A 1,204-nucleotide genomic window follows, 5' to 3' on the forward strand; every position below is an offset into this window, starting at 1 on the left:
CGACGTCCCCCCGCTTTCAGTAGCGGAACCATTTGGAGTCCGGGGTTACTGTAGCTGAGCTTCTGCCAATTGCTTTGCGTAGGCGGCGGGCGTCAGCCCGCCAAGTGCCTTCTTCGGTCTTTCCTCGTTGTATTCCCTGCGCCAGATTTCGATGACCGTCCGCGCCTGCAGCAGGCTTGTGAACCAGTGCTCGTTGAGACATTCGTCGCGCAGCCGGCCGTTGAACGACTCGACGTAGGCGTTCTGGTTTGGCTTGCCAGGCTCGATGAGGCGCAGATCCACGCCGCGCCCGTGCGCCCACTCGACCATCGCCTTGCCGCAGAACTCCTTGCCGTTGTCGGTGCGGATCACCCGCGGCAAGCCGCGACTGAGCGCCAGGCGATCGAGCACGCGCGTGAGCATCTGGCCGGAGATCGCGCGCTCGACTTCTATGGCGACGGCCTCGTGCGTGGCGTCGTCGACGATCGTCAGGCACTTGAGCACGCAACCTTCGCCGGTGCGGTCGAACACGAAGTCCATCGACCACACCTGATTGGCCGCGGTCGGTCGCAGCAGCGGCTGCCGCTCGCCCACCGGCACCTTCTTCCGCTTGCGCCGCCGCACCTGCAGCCGTGCTTCCTGGTACAGCCGTTCCACGCGCTTGTAGTTCACGAGCATCCCCGCCTGCCTCAGCTTGAGATGGATCATCCCCACGCCATAGCGCTTGTGCCGCTGTGCCAGCGCCTGGATGCGCTCGCGCAACTCGACATTGCCGTCCGGCCGTGGCGCGTAGCGCAACGCGCTGGCGCTCATGCGGACGGCCGCCAAGGCCCGTCGCTCGCTCAATCCCTTGGCGACCAGATCCCGCACCAGCGCACGCCGCGCCGGTGCGGTTACGACTTTTTTCGAAGAACGTCCTTGATGACGTCGTTCTCGAACATCTGCTCGGCCAGCAGCTTCTTCAGCCGGGTGTTCTCCGCCTCCAGTTCCTTCAGCCGCTTCGCGTCCGACACGGTCATGCCGCCGAACTTGCTGCGCCACAGGTAGTACGAGGCTTCGCTGAAACCGTGCCGGCGGCACAGCTCCTTGATCGGCATGCCCGCGTCGGCCTCACGCAGAAAGCCAATGATCTGTTCTTCGGAAAAGCGCTTCTTCACGTCCAATCTCCTGGGGTTGGGGAATTGGACTCCAAACCGGCGTGCTACTCAAAAGCGGGGGGACGTCG

1 pseudogene is annotated in these 1,204 nt (G+C 64.2%); it reads right to left on the reverse strand.

Going from position 1 to position 1,204, the window contains the following annotated elements:
* A pseudogene (locus AX730_RS13780) lies at positions 1-1,076 on the reverse strand (IS3 family transposase); the annotation flags it as partial.
* Positions 1,077-1,204 lie beyond the last annotated feature (128 nt).

This window comes from Pseudoxanthomonas mexicana (genome assembly GCF_001556105.1).
Taxonomy (GTDB): domain Bacteria; phylum Pseudomonadota; class Gammaproteobacteria; order Xanthomonadales; family Xanthomonadaceae; genus Pseudoxanthomonas_A; species Pseudoxanthomonas_A mexicana_A.